This window comes from Maritimimonas sp. 2405UD52-3, from assembly GCF_056591715.1.
In genome coordinates this window covers 169,974-191,688 of the sequence record NZ_JBWQOL010000006.1, presented here as the reverse complement: position 1 = coordinate 191,688, position 21,715 = coordinate 169,974, and the positions used below count along the sequence as shown (strand labels likewise).

The 21,715-nt window shown below is 32.2% G+C and carries 16 protein-coding genes; 7 read left to right on the top strand and 9 right to left on the bottom strand.

The window, feature by feature from the left end; genetic code table 11:
- Window positions 1–158 precede the first annotated feature (158 nt).
- From AC1EU5_RS14275 to AC1EU5_RS14265, 3 genes are read right to left on the bottom strand one after another with little or no spacing between them, the layout of a single operon-like run.
- The gene (locus AC1EU5_RS14275; RefSeq protein WP_480193086.1) at window positions 159–1,067 is read right to left on the bottom strand and encodes an SDR family oxidoreductase; all 909 of its coding nucleotides are present in this window, start codon (window positions 1,065–1,067) and stop codon (window positions 159–161) included.
- On the bottom strand, window positions 1,067–2,065 hold the full coding sequence (locus AC1EU5_RS14270) for a potassium channel family protein (protein ID WP_480193085.1): 999 nt from the start codon (window positions 2,063–2,065) through the stop codon (window positions 1,067–1,069). Before AC1EU5_RS14270 ends, AC1EU5_RS14275 begins: the two co-directional genes overlap by 1 nt.
- Before the next feature lie 5 nt (window positions 2,066–2,070).
- Window positions 2,071–2,298: a PspC domain-containing protein gene (locus AC1EU5_RS14265; RefSeq protein ID WP_480193084.1), complete on the bottom strand. Its 228-nt coding sequence runs from the start codon at window positions 2,296–2,298 to the stop codon at window positions 2,071–2,073.
- Window positions 2,299–2,411: 113 nt separating this feature from the next.
- On the opposite strand from AC1EU5_RS14265, the gene uvrA reads away from it, so the two are divergent.
- From uvrA to AC1EU5_RS14235, 6 genes are all read left to right on the top strand, one after another.
- On the top strand, window positions 2,412–5,237 hold the full coding sequence (gene uvrA, locus AC1EU5_RS14260; protein ID WP_480193083.1) for an excinuclease ABC subunit UvrA: 2,826 nt from the start codon (window positions 2,412–2,414) through the stop codon (window positions 5,235–5,237).
- 27 nt (window positions 5,238–5,264) lie between these two features.
- Window positions 5,265–5,990 (top strand): LOG family protein, encoded by a 726-nt coding sequence (locus AC1EU5_RS14255; RefSeq protein WP_480193082.1) that lies wholly within the window; start codon window positions 5,265–5,267, stop codon window positions 5,988–5,990.
- Between the two features lie 325 nt (window positions 5,991–6,315).
- Entirely contained in the window at window positions 6,316–9,051 is a 2,736-nt protein-coding gene (locus AC1EU5_RS14250; protein WP_480193081.1) for a gluzincin family metallopeptidase, read from the top strand.
- A 96-nt stretch (window positions 9,052–9,147) separates the two neighbouring features.
- Window positions 9,148–11,562: an alpha-ketoacid dehydrogenase subunit alpha/beta gene (locus AC1EU5_RS14245; protein ID WP_480193080.1), complete on the top strand. Its 2,415-nt coding sequence runs from the start codon at window positions 9,148–9,150 to the stop codon at window positions 11,560–11,562.
- Window positions 11,563–11,643: 81 nt separating this feature from the next.
- A complete protein-coding gene (locus AC1EU5_RS14240; protein WP_480193079.1) occupies window positions 11,644–12,294 on the top strand; it encodes a tRNA (guanine-N1)-methyltransferase in 651 nt (216 codons plus the stop codon).
- A gap of 201 nt (window positions 12,295–12,495) precedes the next feature.
- Window positions 12,496–13,245 carry a murein L,D-transpeptidase catalytic domain family protein gene (locus AC1EU5_RS14235; protein WP_480193078.1) on the top strand — a complete coding sequence of 250 codons (750 nt, stop codon included), beginning with the start codon at window positions 12,496–12,498 and terminating at the stop codon, window positions 13,243–13,245.
- On the opposite strand, the gene AC1EU5_RS14230 is transcribed toward AC1EU5_RS14235, so the two are convergent.
- Window positions 13,235–14,881, bottom strand: a complete 1,647-nt coding sequence (locus AC1EU5_RS14230) for a L,D-transpeptidase family protein (RefSeq protein WP_480193077.1) — start codon at window positions 14,879–14,881, stop codon at window positions 13,235–13,237. The two genes, AC1EU5_RS14235 and AC1EU5_RS14230, sit on opposite strands and share 11 nt — an antisense overlap.
- A 56-nt stretch (window positions 14,882–14,937) precedes the next feature.
- Complete coding sequence (locus tag AC1EU5_RS14225) at window positions 14,938–16,209, bottom strand: DUF2851 family protein (protein WP_480193076.1); 1,272 nt, start codon at window positions 16,207–16,209, stop codon at window positions 14,938–14,940.
- 90 nt (window positions 16,210–16,299) lie between these two features.
- On the opposite strand from AC1EU5_RS14225, the gene AC1EU5_RS14220 reads away from it, so the two are divergent.
- On the top strand, window positions 16,300–17,037 hold the full coding sequence (locus tag AC1EU5_RS14220) for a hypothetical protein (protein WP_480193075.1): 738 nt from the start codon (window positions 16,300–16,302) through the stop codon (window positions 17,035–17,037).
- A gap of 67 nt (window positions 17,038–17,104) precedes the next feature.
- On the opposite strand, the gene AC1EU5_RS14215 is transcribed toward AC1EU5_RS14220, so the two are convergent.
- From AC1EU5_RS14215 to AC1EU5_RS14200, 4 genes are all read right to left on the bottom strand, one after another.
- Window positions 17,105–18,463 (bottom strand): pyridoxal-phosphate dependent enzyme, encoded by a 1,359-nt coding sequence (locus AC1EU5_RS14215; protein ID WP_480193074.1) that lies wholly within the window; start codon window positions 18,461–18,463, stop codon window positions 17,105–17,107.
- A 53-nt stretch (window positions 18,464–18,516) separates the two neighbouring features.
- Window positions 18,517–19,512: a glycosyltransferase family 2 protein gene (locus AC1EU5_RS14210; protein WP_480193073.1), complete on the bottom strand. Its 996-nt coding sequence runs from the start codon at window positions 19,510–19,512 to the stop codon at window positions 18,517–18,519.
- Between the two features lie 72 nt (window positions 19,513–19,584).
- Complete coding sequence (locus AC1EU5_RS14205; RefSeq protein WP_480193072.1) at window positions 19,585–20,745, bottom strand: T9SS type A sorting domain-containing protein; 1,161 nt, start codon at window positions 20,743–20,745, stop codon at window positions 19,585–19,587.
- Window positions 20,746–20,900: 155 nt separating this feature from the next.
- Window positions 20,901–21,713: an enoyl-ACP reductase FabI gene (locus AC1EU5_RS14200; RefSeq protein WP_480193071.1), complete on the bottom strand. Its 813-nt coding sequence runs from the start codon at window positions 21,711–21,713 to the stop codon at window positions 20,901–20,903.
- Window positions 21,714–21,715 lie beyond the last annotated feature (2 nt).

Sequence of the window (21,715 nt, the reverse complement as noted above, 5' to 3'; positions counted from 1 at the left end):
CAAAAAAATTATTTTTTTTAAAAATATTTTTTCAACTAAAAATCAATCAAAGAACACCGCTATTTCTTATCAAAAAACGGAACTGCAAATGTACGTCAAAAATCAACATTGTCAAATATTTTTGAAACGAAAATTATTAACAATAATGATCAAAATGTTTATTGTGAATTATATAGCTGATTCTTAAAGAATTGCAATCGTTCTTTAAATGTATACAAGGGTAATTCTAGTACTTTATGAGACTTTTCTAAAATGAATCCGGTTTTCACAGGTCGTTTAGCACGTTGATTTAGCTCTTTGGTAGAGATTCTTTTTATATATGAGGTGTCAAGATTAAAAGCATCTGCAATATCTATAGCCATATCATAGATACTCAACAATTCATTGCTAGAGACATTAAATATACCTTTTGCTCTTTTCTGAATTGACAATAAACAGGCATACGCAAGATCATCAACCAATGTGGGCATACGATATTGATCATCTATAATAGTAACTTCCTTTTTATTTTCAACTGCCTCCTTAATCCATAATACAATATTATTTCTACTCATATTATCTACTCTACCATATACTAATATGGTTCTTAAAATAGTATGGTCAATTTGAGCATTCTCAATTATCAATTCTGACCTCAATTTTGACAGTCCATAATAACTTAGTGGGTTCGGTTCATCATCCTCACTATAAGGGCCATCTTCGCCGTCAAAAATAAAATCAGTAGAAATATGGATAAGATGTGCATTATTGTCTTTACAGAGATTAACAAGGTGATCGACCAAAGTAACATTAATAAGGTCACACGCTTCTTTCTTAGCCTCACATTCATCTACATTGGTCATAGCAGCAGTATTTACTATTATATGAGGCTGTATAGAATTAACTAAATTCTTTAAATCAGAAAAATTGGTGAGATCTACATCATAATAAGTATAAGCTTTCTTTTTATTATTTCTATTTTCACCTCTTGCCAATGCAAAAACTTCATATTTATATTGGCAAAGAAGATTTACCAATTTCTGACCTAGTAAACCATTACTACCCGTAACAAGGATTTTTTCTTTCATTAAAATAATTCATTCAAGCGTTGAATTTGATCAGAATCCCCTAAAACAATCAATTTTGATTGAGGTATCAACATGGTATCTGCATCAGGATTTATAACGTAATCATTCTCTGGTGTCTTAAAACCAATTACAGTACACCCCGTTTTTTGACGGAGGTCAAGATCTCGAATTGATTTTGATAAAAACTCTTTAGGTAAATCCTCTACTACAATTTCCTCTAGGTGAGTGCCATTTTCTGAGTCTATAGAAAGCTTATCAACAAACTCTACAATATCTGGAGTTACTAGCAAAGAAGCCATATGATCACCTCCTAGCTTATCTGGCATAATAACATTATCTGCTCCAGCTATTCTTAATTTACTATCCGATGAATCATTAGAAGCTCTACTTACAATAGTTAAGTTCTTATTCAATTGCCTTGAAGAAAGAACTACATATAAATTATCAGCATCTGATGGTAATGTTGAGATTAAACTAGATGCCATTTTAATGCCTGCTTTTTCTAAAACCTCATCTCTTGTGGCATCACCTTTAATGCATAGAATCCTTTGCTCCTCTAACTCTCCTACAAGCTCATCATCATTCTCTATAACCACCAAAGGTCTATTGAACTTTTTAAGTTTAGTTACCGCTTGTTTGCCATTTCTTCCATAACCACAAACAATGGCATGCCTATCTAATTGTTGAATCTTCTTTTGCACTCGTTTAAATTTTAATCGTTCAAATAATTCACCACTTGCTATATATTCAGTCAACACAGAAGCCACATAACCTAAAGTGATTACACTCATTAAAATTAAAAAAATTGTAAATACTCTTTCTTCTGCACTTAACGGATGTACTTCACCAAAACCCACTGTAGTAATGGTAATGACAGTCATATATAAAGCATTGATAAAGGTATCATTTGATAGATACATATAACCCATTACTCCTATAACTATTACTAATAAGAATAATGCTAATGCCTTATATAATTTAGATTGAAAAACGTTCATGAAAATTACAAATCAAATACTGAACTGCGCTTGGTATAAATCATATCTTTTAATTTTAACAAGAAAGCAAAAGTTAAATAAACACCAAACCAAAAGCCTAAAGTAACAAAAGATATATAAATAAAAAACAAACGTACATTGGTAACTCTCATACCCAATTTATCTGCTAACCTAGTAGATACATCAAAGCCATGCTTCTCAAAAAAATGCCGTATTGAGTTTATCAGTTTCATTTAAAAATAGTCGTCGCAATTTAACCATTTCTTAAAAGAATACTTTTATTGTTGATGATATAATTCTAATGACAATTCAGTAAATTTGTGGTTTGCCAATTTTAGAGATTTTAATGACTACAAATCAAGAATTTATTGAAGTACAAGGAGCCCGTGTTCACAATCTAAAAAATATTGATGTAAAAATACCTCGTGAGCAGCTTGTAGTTATTACAGGTTTAAGTGGTAGTGGAAAGTCTTCTTTAGCATTTGATACAATTTATGCCGAAGGGCAACGTCGCTATATTGAAACCTTTTCTGCTTATGCACGGCAATTTTTAGGTGGATTAGAACGACCTGATGTAGATAAGATAGATGGCTTATCTCCTGTAATTGCCATTGAGCAGAAAACTACAAGTAAGAATCCAAGATCTACTGTTGGTACCATTACGGAAATTTATGACTTCATACGTTTGCTTTTTGCCAGGGCAGCTGATGCTTTTTCTTATATGACCGGTGAGAAAATGGTAAGTTATTCTGATGAACAAATACAGGAATTGATCCTCAAAGATTTCAAAGATAAAAGAGTTAGTGTTTTAGCACCTGTTATAAAATCTCGAAAAGGACATTACAGAGAATTATTTGAACAAATTTCTAAACAGGGTTTTGTAAAAGTACGTGTTGATGGTGAAATCAGGGATATAGAAAAAGGCATGCGACTCGACAGATACAAGACCCATGATATAGAAATTGTAATTGATAGGTTACAAATTGACGATAAATCAGAAAAGCGCTTGAGTGAAACCATTAAAACTGCTATGTATCATGGTGAAGATGTGCTATTGGTAATTGATTCTGAAACCAATAAACCGCGTTATTTTAGTAGAAATTTAATGTGTCCATCAAGTGGAATTTCCTATCAACTACCTGAACCGAATACATTTTCTTTTAACTCCCCTAAGGGTGCTTGTGACAACTGTAATGGCTTAGGAAAAATAAATGAGGTAAATATTGAAAAAGTTATTCCAGTTAAAACTAAAAGTATTACCGCTGGGGGAATTGCGCCTATTGGAGAGCAGAAAAACTCATGGATATTTAAACAGCTGAATATGATAGCCGAGCGTTTCAAATTCACACTGGCTACTCCTATAGAAAAAATACCTGAAGATGCACTACATATAATTCTTCACGGTGGTAATGAAAAGTTTGATGTGGTTTCAAAAAGTGCCGGAATTACTAGAAAATATGAGATAGACTTTGAAGGAATAGTCAATTTCATTGAAAGTCAATTTAAAAATACTGACTCTACTTCGATAAAAAGATGGGCTAAAGGGTATATGGATGAGAAAACATGCCCTGAATGTCACGGATCAAGATTGAAAAAAGAAGCTCTATACTTTAAAATTCAGGGTGAAAATATTGCTGATCTGGTAGAAATGGACATCATTCAATTGGCAGATTGGTTTAAAAATATCAAAGAAAAGCTATCAGAAAAACAGCTTCAAATTGCATCAGAAATATTAAAAGAATTGGAAGCTAGAGTTCAATTTTTATTAGATGTTGGTCTAGATTATCTGACACTAAACAGAAGCTCTAAAACACTTTCGGGTGGTGAGGCGCAACGTATTCGGTTAGCTACGCAAATTGGTTCTCAACTGGTTGGCGTATTGTATATCTTGGATGAACCCAGTATTGGTCTTCACCAACGTGATAATGAACGCTTGATTGACTCACTTCAAAAATTGAGAGATATAGGAAACTCTGTTTTAGTAGTTGAACATGATAAAGATATGATTGAAAGCGCAGATTGCATTATTGATATTGGTCCACATGCGGGAAAACATGGCGGTGAGATTATTAGCAATGGCACTTCAAAAGAACTATTAAAGAGTGATACACTTACTGCAAGTTATCTTAATGGAAACAAGCAAATTGAAGTACCAAAAGAGCGTAGGAAAGGAAATGGAAAAAAGCTAATTTTAAAAGGCGCTAGTGGTAACAACCTTAAAAATGTTTCTGTTGAATTCCCATTAGGCAAAATGATCTGTGTTACCGGTGTTTCTGGTAGCGGTAAATCAACACTTATCAATGAGACTCTCTATCCTATTATCAATCAGTATATTTATAAAGCCGTAAAAAAGCCACTACCCTACTCATCTATTAAGGGCTTAGAACACATTGATAAAATTATAGATATTAATCAATCACCCATTGGACGAACACCGCGCTCCAACCCAGCCACATACACTGGTGTATTTAGTGAGATACGAAACCTATTTTCTAAAACTCCTGAAGCCATGATTCGTGGTTATAAGCCCGGTCGGTTTTCTTTTAATGTAAAGAATGGTCGCTGTCCAACCTGTGAAGGTGGAGGCGTTCGTGTTATAGAAATGAATTTTTTACCTGATGTATATGTAGAGTGTGAAACCTGCCAAGGAAAACGTTTTAATAGAGAAACTTTAGAAATACGCTATAAAGGAAAATCCATTTCTGATGTTTTGAATATGACCATTAACGAAAGTGTTATATTTTTTGAGCATATTCCAAAAATTCACAAAAAACTAAAGACAATTCAAGATGTAGGTTTGGGTTATATTACTTTAGGACAGCAATCAACTACTTTATCAGGAGGGGAAGCACAACGTATCAAACTAGCCACCGAATTATCTAAAAAAGACACTGGCAATACTTTTTATATATTAGATGAACCTACAACAGGTTTACATTTTGAAGACATTAGGGTATTAATGGAAGTACTTAATAAACTAACAAACAAAGGGAATACAGTCTTGATTATTGAGCACAACCTTGACGTTATTAAACTAACAGATTATATTATTGATATCGGTCCAGAAGGAGGTAAAAAAGGTGGTGAGATTGTTTGTATGGGCACTCCAGAAGAAATCATTAAGGATAAAAAAAGTTATACAGCTAAATTCTTAAAAAAAGAATTACATTAGATTTATAAAACTAAAATAGAACACATTATGACGAATGAATCAAACATTAATGAGGAAAGAAAAATATTAGAAAAACTTCAACAAAAAACCTGGAATGAAATAAAGACTAATGACTCTTGGGCTATTTTTAAGATCATGTCTGAGTTTGTAGATGGTTATGAAAAGTTAAGTAAAATTGGTCCTTGTGTTTCTATTTTTGGATCTGCCCGCACTAAGCCTGATCATAAATACTACAAACTAGCTGAAGAAGTTGCATATAAATTAACACAAAGTGGTTTTGGTGTTATTACCGGAGGAGGGCCTGGAATTATGGAAGCAGGTAATAAAGGTGCCAATAGAGGAAAAGGAACTTCTGTTGGATTAAATATAGAACTACCATTTGAACAACATGATAATCCTTGGATAGATCGTGATAAAAATTTAGAATTTGACTACTTTTTTGTACGTAAAGTAATGTTTGTAAAATACTCACAAGGTTTTGTTGTAATGCCTGGTGGTTTTGGCACTCTAGATGAACTCTTTGAAGCTATGACGCTCATCCAGACAAAAAAAATAGGTCGATTCCCTATTATTTTAGTTGGCTCAGAATTTTGGTGCGGTCTATTGGATTGGGTAGAGAAAGTGCTTATTGAAAAATATGGCAATGTAAGTCCTGGTGATCTTAACTTATTCAGGGTAGTTGACACTGCTGATGAAGCTGTTGAGCATTTTAATAGATTTTATGCTAAATATAGCTTAAAACCAAACTTCTAGTATTCAATTTCACCATGTTTTTTAAAAAAATAGTTGCTCTACTGGCAATCGTTTTTTTGAGTTCACATTTTTGCCTATTGAAAAAAGTAAAAATTGTACTCAATAAACTTTTAGTGATTATTACAGTCAAATTAGTAAGTGAAATCGGTAAACCGTTAATTATTGACGCAACTAATTTAAATACTAGAATCTATTATTTAAGCCCTAATAATATTTCTTGCCAAACTCCTAGTAAATTTATGACAGCTCGTTGAATGAATTAAGAGTCATATTGCCTTTCTTGTTTTGTTCTTTTAGTTTGTTTTCACAAACTGATAAGATTAGTATGAGTGTAAGCTTAAATCCATCAGAAGCTCAACTTGAAATACGGCAAGATATCATTTATCATAATAAAAGCAATGTACCTACAGATACTCTTTATCTTCACAATTGGCCTAACAGCTTTAAAGGAAGAAATACACCATTAGCAAAACGGTTAATAGAGGATTATGATAAAAGCCTCTACTTTTCTAAAAAAAGAGACCGAGGAAGAACCATTATAAATGATATATCAGAAAACTATCAATTTACAGAGTGGTTTGTGGATGATAAAACTCCGGATATAATAAAAGTAACACTAAATAAAACATTACAGCCTGGAGATTCAACATCTATTAAAGCTAATTATATTGTCAAAATACCTAGTGATGTCTTTACCAGATATGGTAAGCAGGAAAATAACTATAATCTTCGATATTGGCACTTGGTTCCAGCAGTTTTTGATGGAAAATGGCATTTAGGTAGTAATTTGAATATGGATGATTTTTATATGAATCCAACACAATATAGCATATTATTAAAAGTGCCTGATGGAATTAATGTAATGACCGATCTTAATTCTGAAAAGAGAGTAAATCCTCCAGATGCTATATATACTTTAAGAGGAGATAATCGTGTAGACATAGAAATGAGCATTCAAATTCTGAGTGATTTTAAGTCTTTTAAAACAAACAACACCGAGGTCATAACTAATCTAAATGGTACTACCTTAAATGATACTTTAAAGAAAGATGTGTTGAATCGTCAATTAAACTTTATAGAAAATCATTTAGGCAAATACCCACATGACAAAATTTTGGTGAATAAGATTTCCTACGAAAAAAATCCTATTTACGGCTTAAATCAGCTTCCAAAAATTTTAAACCCCTTTTCTGGAGTTTTTGAATGGGATATCAAAATGTTTAAAGTACTGACAAAAAAATTTATAGAAAATACGTTACTAGTAGATAGAAGAAATGATTACTGGTTAGTTGATGGTATTCAGACATACTTAATGATGCAGTATGTAGAAAAATTCTACCCTGAAATAACAGCAATGGGTACTATTTCTAAAATCTGGGGGGTTCGAAGTTTTAATATTGCCAAACTTGATTTTAACGGAAAGTATCCTTTTGTGTATCAATTTGCCGCCAGAAAAAATCTTGATCAAGCATTAAATACCAGAGCCGATTCTCTTTCAAATTTTAATCGAAAAATTGTAAACAAATACAAAGCCGGAATTGGTTTAAGATATTTAGATGAATTCTTGCAGGATAGCATTATTCCAAATACTATTCAGGATTTTTATAATGAAAATAAGCTGAAAAACTCCTCAAGTAAGATTTTCCGAGATTTAGTTACAAAGAAAACGAATGAGAATTTGAATTGGTTTTTTGGAGATTATATTCAGTCAAAAAAGAAAATTGACTACACAATTAAAAAAGTTTCAAAACAATCTGATTCGGTTGAGATCACCATTAAAAACAAAAGAAACTTTACAGCACCAATTGCTCTTTACGGGGTAAAGGATAAGCAAATTTTATTTAAACAATGGTTGACTAATATTGATTCTACCTCAACCTTTAAGTTACCGAAAAATGGGTATAATAGGCTGTCTTTAAACTATGAATATCTGTACCCGGAATTCAACCTCAGAGATAACTGGAAAAATTTGAATGGCTTATTTAATCGTCCTATCCAATTTCGTTTTTTTAAGGATATAGAGAACCCATATTACAATCAAGTATTTTATAATGTATTTGTAGACTATAATTTTTACGACGGCTTATTAATTGGTCCTAGACTTTATAATGAAGCTATTTTTAAGAAAAAGTGGTTATATAAAATAACCCCAACTTATGGTGTAAAAAGTAAAAAACTTTCTGGATCAGCCTCTTTAGTATATGAATATCTCCCCGAAAAAACTAGTGTATACAGATATAGATTTGGTATAGCAGGCAGTACATTTCAGTATGCACCTGACTTATCTTTTACCAGATTTTCACCTTTTGCCGTAATTAACTTCAAACGAAAAAGTCTACGTGATGTTGGAGGTAAATTAATCTCTGCAAGGTATTTATCAATAGATAGAGAGACAGACCCTTTGGCCGAACCTTTAGAATCAGACTCATATAATGTCTTTAACTTAAGGTTTGTTTCTTCAAAGCCAGACATTATTCAGGATATACGTTATACAACAGATTTTCAAATTTCAGATAAATTCAGTAAATTCTTTGTAGACTTCAGATATCGCAAGCTAACTGATAGAAATAGGCAATATGATTTACGCCTTTTTGCCGGAACATTTATTCATAATGATTTAGACGATCCTGAAGATTTTTTTAGCTTTTCATTAGATAGACCTTCTGATTATCTATTTGATTATGATTATTTAGGAAGGTCAGAGGAAAGTGGTTTTTTAAGTCAACAAATCATAATAGCCGAAGGTGGCTTTAAATCACAATTTGAAAATAATTTTGCCAATCAGTGGATGATAACCGCTAACGGAAGTGTAAGTATCTGGCGGTGGATAGAAGCCTATGCTGATGCGGGATATTACAAAAATAAAAACCAAGACATTCAGTTTAGATATGACACTGGTATCCGCTTAAATATGGTACATAATATTTTTGAAGTTTATTTTCCGCTACAATCAAGTTTAGGCTTTGAGCCTTCATTAGATAGGTACGATCAAAAAATACGATTTGTACTCACTCTGAATCCTGGCCAAATTATCAATTTCTTAAAAAGAGGATTCTTTTAATAAAGAATCTATAATTCAATAGATTATATCTATATTTTTATTGATTTTTATTCAAAAAAGTGTATTTTTGCATGACTTCAAAAAACACGTACTTCTATGTCAGAAAAGCTTATTCATTCTCAAGAAAAGATTTCATATGAAGACTTTAAAAATGAAATTTTATCTGACTACGAAGTGGCCTTAATAAGTAGAGAATGTAGTTTGCTTGGGCGAAGGGAAGTATTAACGGGTAAAGCAAAATTCGGAATCTTTGGCGATGGCAAAGAAGTGCCACAACTTGCAATGGCCAAAGCATTTAGAAATGGAGATTGGCGCTCGGGTTATTATAGAGATCAGACTTTTATGATGGCCATTAACCAATTAACACCAAAGCAGTTTTTTGCCGGTTTGTACGCTCATACCGACATTGTTGCTGAACCCTATTCTGCAGGGCGGCAAATGGGAGGTCATTTTGCAACACATTTATTAAATGAAGATGGCGGCTTCAAAAATTTGATGCAACAGAAAAATGTAAGCTCTGATATTTCGCCAACAGCTGGACAAATGCCTCGACTATTAGGATTAGCCCAAGCATCAAAGGTTTTTAGAAATGAAGAAAAATTAAAAGGCAAAACTACATTATCAAATAATGGTAATGAAATAGCTTGGGGAACTATAGGAAATGCTAGTACATCTGAGGGTTTATTTTTTGAAACCTTTAATGCCGCCGGTGTTTTGCAAGTACCAATGGTTATTAGTGTTTGGGATGATGAATATGGTATATCTGTACCTGCTAAATATCAAACCACAAAAGAAAACATATCAGAAATATTAAAAGGTTTTCAACGAGACGAAAACAACAAAGGTTATGAAATATTTGTAGTGAATGGATGGGATTATTCAAAGCTAATAGATGTTTATAATCAGGCATCTACAGTCGCTAGAAATGAGCATACGCCGGTATTAATTCATGTAAAAGAATTAACACAGCCTCAAGGACATTCTACATCTGGTTCACATGAGCGCTATAAAACACAAGAGAGACTTAAGTGGGAACGCGAGCATGATTGTATTGTCAAAATGCGTGAGTGGATTTTAAGTGTTTTTGAGAATGAAGAGGAAATAAAGGAACTGGAGAAAAATGCCAAACGACAGGTAAGCCAAGCAAAAAGAGAAGCTTGGGAAGAATTTTTACAGCCCATGCGCCAAAAGAAGGCTGAATTAATCCAGCTAATAAATATTATAAGCAATTCCAGCAAAAATGCAGTTTTTATTGATAAGCTTAAATCAGACTTAGAAACTATACATGAGCCATTAAAAAAAGATGTGCTATCTACTGCTCGTAGAGTTCTTATTTATTTAAAAGATGAAAATATTAGCGGTAAAAAAGAACTACAAAATTGGATAAAAAAGTATATAGAAGAAGAACACAATAATTATAGCACTCATTTATATAGTGAATACTCAAATAGTGCTACAACTGTCAGAGAAGTCCTACCGACTTATGGTGAAGAGGAAAAATTAGTTGATGGCCGTATTATATTGAGAGATAATTTTGATGCCATACTCACAAAAAATAGTGATGTCTTAATCTTTGGTGAAGATGCTGGACAAATTGGCGATGTTAACCAAGGACTTGAAGGGCTTCAAGAAAAGCATGGTCAACTTAGAGTTTCTGATACTGGTATTAGAGAAGCTACTATTATTGGTCAGGGAATTGGTATGGCTATGAGGGGACTTAGACCTATTGCAGAAATTCAGTATTTAGATTATCTTCTATATGCTATACAGGTTTTAAGTGATGATCTGGCTACCCTGAGATATAGAACATTTGGTAAACAAAAAGCTCCTTTAATCGTAAGAACAAGAGGGCACAGACTTGAAGGCATTTGGCATTCAGGTTCTCATATGGGTGCTGTTTTGCATCTCTTAAGAGGTATGTACATTTTAGTGCCAAGAAATATGACTAAGGCGGCCGGTTTCTATAATACATTATTAGAAACAGATGAACCTGCTCTTGTTGTTGAAAACCTCAATGGTTACAGACTTAAAGAAAAGTTACCTAACAACATTGGCCAATTTAAAACTCCTATAGGTGTTGTTGAAACAATTAAAGAAGGATATGATATTACAGTAGTGTCCTATGGAGCTACTTTAAAATTAGTTGAGGAAGCAGCTAAAGAATTGGCGAAAGTTGAAATAGATATTGAAATTATTGATGCACAATGCTTGCTGCCTTTTGACATACATCATAAAGTTTTAGACAGTGTACAAAAAACCAATAGGCTAGCTATCATTGATGAAGATGTGATTGGTGGCGCATCAGCATATTTACTGGATCAAATAGTTAATAAACAAGAAGCCTACGAATTTTTAGATAGTAGACCCGTAACTATTTCTGCAAAAGAGCATAGACCTGCATATGGTACTGATGGCGATTATTTTTCTAAACCTTCAATCGAAGATATTTTTGAAGGACTTTATGCAATGATGCATGAAGTAAGTCCAGAAAAATACCCTAGCTTGTATTAAAAATGCTATAGTTTAGTACCTATTTAGAAGTATTTTTTTACTTTTGACCCCAATTAAGCTAAATCTCTAAATTTTTTTGAAATGAAGTTAAGTAAAGTAACTGTTACATTTATTGCCCTACTGTTATTTTCATTTACAACTACCGCACAAGATACCCAAGATAACGAAGTAAAAGCATCTTTAAACTCTGGCACAATAGATAGTCAGTTTGACTATATGTATAAAAAGTCATTCAAATGGACGGATCCCAAAACAGGCATGCGTTATAAGACTATTAAAGTAAATGACTTATTTAAATTTAAAGGTAATATCGTAGATTCTTTAAAGAATGCTAGATCAAAGTTTGCAGAAGCAAACGCTACCATAGAAACTCAGAAAAAAGAGATAGAAACACTTAAGGCTGATCTTGGCAAGACCAATGAAAATTTAACTTCTGTTACTGCTGAAAAAGATAGTATAAAATTTCTTGGTATACCTATGAGCAAAGGAGGATATAATACTTTATTATGGTCTATTATTGGTATTTTGACTGCAGCAACGGCCTTATTTGTAGTGAAATTTAAACAAAGTAATGCTGTTACGGTTGAAGCAAGAGATTCTAAATCTGAAATTGAAGAGGAGTTTGAGGGCTATAGACAACGATCTTTAGAACGTGAACAAAAACTTAGAAGACAATTACAAGATGAGCTCAACAAGCAAAAGTATGCTCAAGAAGGCTCAAAGAAAAAATAACCAATTCAGGTAATTTTATACCTATTTAAAAGGTCTTTCAAAATTTGAAAGACCTTTTTCTTTTTACAATCAAAATTTAACACTCATTTAGGCAATAAAACTAAAATAACTGAGTTAATAATTTCTGTGTGTAAAGCACTCATTTAAAATTTATTAACAAATTACAGTTACTGATTGACGAATCTATACTTTTGCAGCTGAATGAAAAAAAGAGTTCTACTTTTACCCATTATTTTTCTTTTAATTTTTCCTACTTATGCCTGGGAAGTCATCCCTAATCATATTCCAGTTAAAAAAGTAAAAGACAATAGAATTTCTTTTGAAACTTATAGCTTAAATCTCTATAAACAATTAGGTGATAAAGATCTTAATGAAAAGGCATTTGAAACAGCTTTAAAAGGATACTTGCAATTAAAGTCCACAGGTAAATTAGAGAAAAATGAATTACTTTCTATAGTTGATTTTAGCAAATCTTCAAATGCAAAACGTTTTTTTATTATAGATGTTAATCAGAGAAGTATTGTATATAAAACATTTGTGGCACATGGTAGAAACTCTGGTGGAGAATTTGCTACCAAATTTTCAAATAGAATAAGTAGCTATCAAAGCAGTTTAGGTTTTTATAAGACTGCTGAAACCTATAGTGGTAAACATGGTTTTTCATTGCGTCTTGATGGATTAGAATATACCAATAGTAATGCAAGAGCCAGAGCAATTGTAATTCACGGTGCTGATTACGTAAGTAAAAATTTCATTACCAAAAATGGAAGATTAGGGAGAAGTTTAGGATGTCCGTCGCTCCCAAAAAAACTGCATAAAGAAATCATTGAAAAAATAAAAAATGGTAGTTGTCTTTTTATTTATCATCCAAATCAATCTTACTTAAAAAAATCTACTTTGGCGAATGCCAATGTTAGCGCATTAGATTTTTCTATCGAAGCTAATTCGTAAGTTGTTTTTTAGTAAGTAAAGTTGTTAGTTTTTTATCAATTCCATAAATATCATCATAGAAAATTAAACGGCCCTCTCTATCTGCTTTAGCGGTAAAATAATATAGATAAACTGGTATATTTTTTTTTAGTCTAATTGATTTTTCTTTTTCTCTAATAATATAATCATTAACACTGTCTATATTGTATTTGTTTTTATCCTTACTAAGAATATGATCTGCCAATTCCATAGCTTTCTCAACACGTACGCAGCCATGACTATATGCCCTAAGTTCTCTACTAAATAGTAATCTTGATGGTGTATCGTGTAAATAAATAGCATGTTTATTTGGGAAAATAAATTTTACATAACCCAAAGAATTGTACCCTCCTCCTTTTTGCCTGAAATAATAATTAAAGTTATCAGAATTTACGCTATTCCAATCATATGTATTGATATCAATTTTTTTATACTCCTTATCAAAGACATCATAGTTGTTACGACTTAAATATGATGAATCTTTTTGGGCTTTCACCAATATTTCTTCAAGTGATATTTTTTTAGGCACATGCCAATAGGGGTATGCAATAACGTATTGTAATGAATCTCTAATTTCTGGAGTAGGAGTCTTCTTCTTACCCACAACTACATTTGATTCAAACACTGACGTACCATTTTCTACAACATCCATTTCAAATGAAGGTATATTCACAAAGATATGATTAGGTTGTATTTCTTCTTTCCAGCGCCACATTTCTAGATTAGCTACCAATTTTTGGTAATACTCATAAGGGCTCATCGATAAAGCTTTGGCTGTATTTTTACCTACTAGGCCGTCCGATTTGAGTCCATGCTCTTTTTGAAACTTTTTTAATGCTTTAATGTACAATGAATCTGTAGAAATAGAATCTAAATACTGGTGAAGTATCAATGCCTCTTGCGATTGTTGGATAGCTTTTAAAGAATCAATTCTAAAATTTTCAACCAAAACAGAATTTGTACTTAAAGAAGATTTTTCAATAAAATACTCTAATTGTTTCTGTAAATTTTTGTACTGCCTATTTTGTGGCTGTAGTTCTAAAAGTTTTTCAATTAAACTATCCTTTTTATATGCTAATTTCAAGTGTTTTGGCATGCTAACCATAAACTTCTTCCTTGGTAAAACAGTAATGGAATCTATGGAGTCAAGCATGCCGTAATGCAATTGCTGTCCAAATTTCATATAAAAATTAGTCAACAATAATTCAAGTTTTGATGCCAATTCATATCGTTGCGATTTCTCATTAATTTTTTGAAGTGAAGATTTATGAGACCTTAAAATATCTGTATGAAAACTCGATGACTTTAGCCCGTAGTTTCTAGCATTTACCAATTTTTCAATGAGGTTTTGCCCATCAGTTGAAATTAATATTGAGTCTTGAATCCATATAGGAGTGTATTCATTTATTGAATAGAAATCGCGAATCCATCGACTACTATCAAGTAAAATACTTTTAATTTCTTCATCATTTTTTAAGCGTTCAAAATCTTTCTTAAAAAAATCAGTAAATTCTTTTTTATAATCTCTTTTCTCTAAAACAGTAGTATGCTTTTTTCTTTCTTTTTTACAAGAAAATATCAATACCAAGCATATCAAAACAGGAAGTATTCTTTTCATAACATAATGCTAGCAACATTGTCTGTGACAAACTAAAAGTACTAAAAATTTAACTTTTAGCTAATTAACAAATGATTTCCTACTGCACAATGTAAGCATTTTTGCTTACTGCAATATTCATTTTTTAATTGAAGCAATGCTTGTGTTTCTAATGCTGAATCAGAAATTATACCAAAATCAGAAAACTTTGATATGATTGAATTCTTTTCTGCCTTAATTGATTTAATCAAATCTAAAATATGAGAGGTATTTGATTTTCCTAAATGCTTTTGATAAGCGAACTTTAAAGGGATAATGGTATTGATTAATAAAAGATCTATAAAAGGTTTAGAAAGTTTTTTTCGGTATTTTTTGGAATTGGTTTCAAATGTATAATGATCATCCCAAAAAAACGAAGCTTTAATATTGAAAAGTTTATAAAAATCATGAATTGACCTACTCTCAATAGCCTTAGAAAATACATTTTGATGATGGTGGTATAAGGAAGCAAATTGGGCTAAACGTATGGTAGGAAAATTATTTGGTCGCAATCTAAAAAACTGTGGCTTATTGGTCAAAATCTCTTTTAAACTATGCTTTTTTAATAAATACCAATACTCTTGTTGTAAATTTGTAAAGTATTGATTCTCATATTCTGGAGTTAGTAATCCTGATTGACCAAAAAATAATGCTTCCAAAGATTCCAACTTATGCCACTCCTTTTTTACAACAGAAAATTCTAAACGATTTGACATTTCAAAAAAAGCTTCTCCATTTACTTTTAATCCAAAATTTTTAGCCAGTAGCTTAAATTGAACAGCCTCCCAATCATTATTAGATTTCTTTAACAAAGAGAAAATCATTTCTGACTTTCTTTCCAGTCGCTCAAAATACAATCGTTCTAACCAATTCTTAAAGGTAAAGTCATCTACAGAATGAATTTTTCCTTCACAATTATTCCATTTACTACTTGAGGACATTAGATCACGATAACTTACTAATATAGAAGCGTCAACAGCCTTCCATAACTCTAGTGTGGGTAGTTGAATATTATTCTTCATAAATACAGGTACATCATCTTCCCAAACTACATGCAAAATTACATTGTCATAGTTTGTGTCTTTTTCATGACCATGCACGTACCAATCTGATGATTTTACGTGTAACTCTACATTCCCTGCCCATTTTTGATTTCCTATAATGAGCTGGGCATTGAAAAAATCAGGTCCGGCATTATGATTAGACTGACCTGTTGAAACTATCTGTAGTTCTTCACCAAGAGTTGTTTTTAGTTTGTTCTTTTTGAAATGCTGAAACTTCCAAATAAATTCAATGAAATCTTCTTTCATACAAGCAAATTACAAATTTGTAGGATTCATTCTTGTAAAACTTTGAATAATTAATTAAAAAAACGAACTTGGGCAAGTAAAGATATTCTGATGACAGGAAATAACATCTTAGATGAACTTATTCTAGGGTATAGAACACTTATATATAAGCGATATCAGTTTGAAAATTTAAAAGCCAATTATAATTTACCAGCTTCATTTACTGAAGAGAAAATAGATGGAATTAGAGATTACTTTTTAGAATATATATATCCAGATCTAGATAAGCGTCATCAACTTAACGAAGCGTTTGAGAGTCTAGATAATTACATAAAAAGCCCTAACAAACTTTTACGAATTCTTGTTGATTCTAGTAAACTGATCTTGAAACACGGAAGGCATTTACCCAAAATTTTAAAAGCAGGGCTTAGGGCTTTACGATCATTTAGAGATGCTAATAATTTTGAACAAAATCTGCTAGAAGAGGCAATGAAATTAAAAATGACTCCTCCTTTTGATGATGAAAAGATTAATGCATTGATACGAAAACTTGATAAAAAAGATATAGATCAATTTGTTCAAAGTTCTAAAACATTATTCGAAACGCTCTATGATCAAGTATTGGTAAAAAAGATCATTACCATTGTTGATTATTTAATTCTTCAAATGAAAAAAAATAATAAGATTTACTCTCCAGCAGAAATAATAGGCTTGGAACTTGGCCATGAACTTATTAATGAAGGAAATCAACTTTTTTCTTCTCTAAAAAAACAAGATCAGAAATACTTAATTAATATGATTACAAAAATTGAAAAAGAAAATTTAAATAAGATATATAATAATAGATAATTACTTGTTTAAGGAAAATGTCTCATGTGAAATTTAGGATCAATTATTGATATATGAAGTTGATTATTTAAATTACGTTAATTACATCATATTTTGTGATAATATGATACTTATTATCACCTAAATCAACAAGAACAGCTTCATTTTCTTTATTAAGCAGCTTTGATATCTGATCTACACTAGCAGTACCAGCAACAATTGGGAATGGCTGTTTCATTAATTCCTTAATAGGCTTGTCTGCAATATTTTTATCTTCAAAATAAGCTCTAAAAAGATCACTCTCATCCACAGAACCCACAAAACCGTTTGTGTCCTCAACCGGAATTTGTGAAATATCATACTTGCGCATTCTATCTATGGCATGAGAAACCAATTCTTCTGTTTTTACAGTAACTAAAGGTTTATTAATATGATCTTTTATCAAATCAACGGCTAGGGTAATTTCTTCCTCTAAAAAACCTCTGTCACGCATCCAATCATCATTAAACATTTTACCAACATAACGGCTACCATGATCATGAAATAATACAACTACAATATCATCCTTTTTAAAGTGCTCTTTTAATTGCAATACTCCTTTTATGGCAGAACCAGCTGAGTTACCAACAAAAATACCTTCTTCTTTAGCTAACTTTCTGGTAAAAATTGCGGCGTCTTTATCAGTTACTTTGGTAAAACCATCAATAATATCAAAATTTACATTTTCAGGTAAAATATCTTCTCCAATACCCTCAGTAATGTAAGGGTATATCTCATTTTCATCAAACACACCTGTTTCGTGATATTTTTTAAATACCGAACCGTAAGTGTCCACTCCCCATATCTTCACATTAGGGTTGTGTTCTTTCAAATATTTACCCACACCTGAAATGGTTCCACCTGTACCTACACCTACTACAAAATGGGTTACTTTTCCATCTGTTTGCTTCCAAATCTCAGGGCCAGTTTGTTCATAATGCGCTACTGCATTACTTGGATTATCGTATTGATTAACATACCAAGAATTTGGGATTTCCTCACCTAGTCGTTTTGAAACAGAATAGTAACTTCTGGGGTCATCTGGTGCCACATCTGTTGGACATACTATAACCTCAGCACCGACCGCCTTTAGAATATCAACTTTTTCTTTAGACTGCTTATCGGTGGTAACGAAAATACACTTATAACCTTTTACAACCCCGGCTAGAGCCAAACCCATACCTGTGTTACCCGAAGTACCTTCTATAATCGTTCCTCCTGGTTTTAAACGACCATCAGCTTCTGCATCTTGTACCATTTTTAAAGCCATTCTATCTTTTACCGAGTTGCCAGGGTTAAACGTTTCTACTTTTGCCAATACCAAAGCATCAATTTCTTGGGTAATTTTGTTTAATTTAACTAAAGGTGTATTACCAATAGTTTCCAATATATTCTCTGCGTAGTTCATGCTTGAATTTTATCGCCCCAAAAATAGCGATTACAAACTATAAAATTAAAGTGTTAGCCAAACATTCTTGGGAAAGTCTTTTCTTTAGAATACCTCAAGATATTTATACGAAAAATAGAACGTAAAAAACCTAATCCGTAACCTAGAAATTGAATCAAAGTGGTTATTACGCTTAGCAGAGCTACAGCTATATTCTTATTTTTAATAAAACTATCTAAAAAAATGAGTATAAAATAAAACCCATAGAGAATTAATAACCATTTAGAATCTAAGACAAAGGTTAAAGCTGATAACAGAAAAACTAAGATAAATAAGCTAGGAAACCAATAGGTCATTTTTGCAGTATTAGGGTGTTGTTTATTTAAAATGGGGCGTGTAGCACCAAAATTAAAGGTCTGCATAAAGAAACTTCGTAATGTGTTTCTGCGTTTGTGATATACATATGCATTTTCAATAAACTGTGATTCAAATCCGTTTTCCCAAAGCCTAAACGTTAAGTCAATGTCTTCACCAAAACGTTGAGCTCCAAATCCATCAGTTTTTTCAAATGCCTTCTTTGATAGCCCCATATTAAAGCTACGAGGTTGAAATTTTTCTAAATTTTTATTTCCTCTAATACCTCCTGTAGTTAACACCGAAGTCATTGAGTAATTAATAGCTTTTTGTAGAATAGTAAAAGATGTGTGCGCAGCATCTGCTCCACCAAACGCATCTGTAAACTTTCCTTGTAAAGCTTTATCTACTTCAATAAGATAACTGTCAGGTAATAGCACATCAGAATCTAAAATGATAAAGTAATTACCCGAGGCTCGTTGCATTCCATAATTTCTACTCTGTCCTGGACCACTATTTGTTTTAAAAAAGTATTTTATATCCAAAGAACCTGAATAAGAATCAAGCACTTTTTTAGAAGTAATTTCAGAACCATCCTCTACAATAATGATTTCAAAACTATTCTGAAAAGTTTGTTTAGCTAAACTACCTAGTAACTCCTCAACCTCTTGAGGGCGATTAAAAACAGGAACAATAATGGAGAAATTAAAATTCAAGACGCGTGTAAAAACCTTTCAAAAATAAAAAAAGCCCTCTTAATGAGAGCTTTTCATATTTTTTAAAATACTTTATTCTTTAATTACTTTAAACATACCCACTCCATCGCCCACGTAGGCGCGTATAAAATATGCTCCTGTAGCGAAGCCTGACAAATCTAACTCTGTCTCTAGTTTAGATGGTGCCATTAATCTTAACTGTTGGCCAAACTGATTGTAAACAGCCAAAAACCTAATCTCTTCTTTTGCTTTTACTTGTAGGTTTTGCCCTCTTCTTAATGGGTTAGGGTAATATTCAAATCCTTTTTCTAACAATTCATCTATAGATAAAGGGTCTGAAGTAATATTTAATGTAAATGCACCTTCAGGCAAATCAGCTGTTGCATTAGCATTCCCTACATTTAAATAATAGGTTTCTCCAATTGACGAAGTAAAAGTAACAGCTTCTGCATTACCCACAGTTCCATTATTAGCTCCCTGAACACAAGTAAAAGCTCCACATGAACCAGTGTAAACACCTATTTGAGCATCCCATCCAGTAGGAAAAACATTAATTGTTAGATTCGTTCCATCACCAGTAAATGTGTACCAAACTCCATCATTCATTCCACTTACACATCCTGCAACATCTATAAACCCAGCATTATTAGTTGCAGAGGTTGCATCTTCAGACGAAGAAAAAGGGAAGTTATTGACTTCAGTAGCATCATCACAAGCATCATTATCTGGCGCTGCTGGTTGCGAACCTACACAAACATCAAATGTTGTATCATGTGAACCTGTACTACTGGTGAACACTCGAATATAGTAAGTATTACCAATAACTAAACTTGTTAGGGTATTTTCATTAAAATCGCTACAAAAGATAACGTCAGTAGTTATTAACCCAGTACAATCACCCGAATCATCTCCAGCATTAAAAACTGAAAAATATAAATCAGTCTCTGAGCCTGAAATATTTAGTAATTCTATTTTATGCGATGTATTAGTAGCAACAAACTTAAACCAAACATCGTCTGTTGCATTTGTTGAAGATCCTGGACAAACATTCACATTGCTAGAAGCAGTGGCTCCTGCCACAGTGCCTTGTGAAACATTTGAACATAAAAAGTTATTATTTACAGTTAATTCTGTAGCGCCTGTACAATCATCATTAGCTGGCTGTGCTAATACAATTTGACTACAAAATAAAAAAGTAAATAATAAAAATACGTTAGTAGCTTTTTCCCTCATTCGCTATATTTTTAAATTATCCAGTTTATTTAAAGGGGTTTTAAACCCAAAAATAACTATACCTAATAAAATAAACGTTTATTTTACTAAAAAATTTTACACGAATTTAACTATTTAAATAAGTGGAAGACTATAGTATAAACCGAGTTATCCTATTACTTATCAACAAAATAATCCATTACTGACTGGCTGACTCCCATGTTTGAGAAACCGCCATCATGAAATAAGTTCTGTAAAGTTACCTTCTTAGTTAGGTCTGAAAATAAAGAAATTGTGTAATCTGCACAATCCTGAGCAGATGCATTACCTAGAGGAGACATTTTCTCAGCATATGAAATAAATCCATCAAACCCCTTTACTCCCTGCCCTGCAGTAGTAGGAGTAGGTGATTGTGATATTGTATTTACTCTTACTTTTTTATCTGTACCAAAGAAATAGCCAAAACTTCGTGCAATAGATTCTAAATACGCTTTGTTATCAGCCATATCATTGTAATCTGGAAAAACTCGTTGTGCTGCCATATAAGTTAAAGCCACTATTGACCCCCATTCATTCATTGCATCCTGGTGGTATAATACGTGCATTACTTTATGAAAAGAAACAGCAGAAACATCCCAACCTTTAGTGGTAAAATCATAATTCTGGTCTGTATAATGTTTACCCTTTCGTACATTAACTGACATGCCTATTGAATGCAATACAAAATCTAATTTGCCACCCAAAATCTCAATTGATTTCTCTACAAGATTGTTCAAATCATCCAAATTTGTGGCATCAGCTGGTACTATTTCAGAATTAGTTTTTTCAGCCAATTCTTTTATGGCACCCATTCGCATAGCAATAGGCGCATTGGTCAATACAAATTTAGCACCTTCTTCATGCGCTCTTTCAGCTGTTTTCCATGCAATTGAATTTTCATCTAGCGCCCCAAAAATGATTCCCTTTTTTCCTTTAAGTAAGTTGTGCATAT

Coding starts and splice junctions, on each gene's coding strand:
- AC1EU5_RS14275 (WP_480193086.1), bottom strand. CDS start 1,067: ATGAAAGAAAAAATCCTTGTTACGGGTAGTAATGGTTTACTAGGTCAG.
- AC1EU5_RS14270 (WP_480193085.1), bottom strand. CDS start 2,065: ATGAACGTTTTTCAATCTAAATTATATAAGGCATTAGCATTATTCTTA.
- AC1EU5_RS14265 (WP_480193084.1), bottom strand. CDS start 2,298: ATGAAACTGATAAACTCAATACGGCATTTTTTTGAGAAGCATGGCTTT.
- uvrA (WP_480193083.1), top strand. CDS start 2,412: ATGACTACAAATCAAGAATTTATTGAAGTACAAGGAGCCCGTGTTCAC.
- AC1EU5_RS14255 (WP_480193082.1), top strand. CDS start 5,265: ATGACGAATGAATCAAACATTAATGAGGAAAGAAAAATATTAGAAAAA.
- AC1EU5_RS14250 (WP_480193081.1), top strand. CDS start 6,316: ATGAGTGTAAGCTTAAATCCATCAGAAGCTCAACTTGAAATACGGCAA.
- AC1EU5_RS14245 (WP_480193080.1), top strand. CDS start 9,148: ATGTCAGAAAAGCTTATTCATTCTCAAGAAAAGATTTCATATGAAGAC.
- AC1EU5_RS14240 (WP_480193079.1), top strand. CDS start 11,644: ATGAAGTTAAGTAAAGTAACTGTTACATTTATTGCCCTACTGTTATTT.
- AC1EU5_RS14235 (WP_480193078.1), top strand. CDS start 12,496: ATGAAAAAAAGAGTTCTACTTTTACCCATTATTTTTCTTTTAATTTTT.
- AC1EU5_RS14230 (WP_480193077.1), bottom strand. CDS start 14,881: ATGAAAAGAATACTTCCTGTTTTGATATGCTTGGTATTGATATTTTCT.
- AC1EU5_RS14225 (WP_480193076.1), bottom strand. CDS start 16,209: ATGAAAGAAGATTTCATTGAATTTATTTGGAAGTTTCAGCATTTCAAA.
- AC1EU5_RS14220 (WP_480193075.1), top strand. CDS start 16,300: ATGACAGGAAATAACATCTTAGATGAACTTATTCTAGGGTATAGAACA.
- AC1EU5_RS14215 (WP_480193074.1), bottom strand. CDS start 18,463: ATGAACTACGCAGAGAATATATTGGAAACTATTGGTAATACACCTTTA.
- AC1EU5_RS14205 (WP_480193072.1), bottom strand. CDS start 20,745: ATGAGGGAAAAAGCTACTAACGTATTTTTATTATTTACTTTTTTATTT.
- AC1EU5_RS14200 (WP_480193071.1), bottom strand. CDS start 21,713: ATGCACAACTTACTTAAAGGAAAAAAGGGAATCATTTTTGGGGCGCTA.